Annotated in this window: 1 protein-coding gene; it reads right to left on the bottom strand. The window is 38.6% G+C overall.

Going from position 1 to position 334, the window contains the following annotated elements; translation table 11 throughout:
* Positions 1-7: 7 nt before the first annotated feature.
* Positions 8-334 (bottom strand): transposase domain-containing protein (locus FC36_RS07350; RefSeq protein WP_235805816.1); only part of this gene is annotated, 327 nt, incomplete at its 5' end.

Here is a 334-nt window from a genome sequence, read left to right as displayed (position 1 = left end):
CACTTAGTTAGGATTTCACCATCGCTTCTTTATTTTCAAGCTGCATATCGTCGTCGACCGGCGAGTGTGCTTTACATTTTGCCTGAACTTCATCAGACCATGGTAAATAAGCGTCAACGTCAGGATTTTTTCGCAATTCCAGCTGTTCGAAGACATATTTCAAGTATTTATAAGCATCCAAATTGTTTAACTTTGCAGTTTGAACCATAGTATAATATATTACGTTAGCTTGGGCACCCTCATAAGATTTAGAAAATAAACTATTTTTGCGCCCAAATGTAGTTGGGCGGATGCATTGCTCAACTTCGTTGTTTGATAATGGCATGCCTCCTAT

It is taken from the genome of Ligilactobacillus equi DSM 15833 = JCM 10991 (assembly GCF_001435735.1).
GTDB lineage: Bacteria > Bacillota > Bacilli > Lactobacillales > Lactobacillaceae > Ligilactobacillus > Ligilactobacillus equi.
Note: the sequence above shows the minus strand (reverse complement) of the source record. Positions and strands in the feature narration are given on the sequence as shown.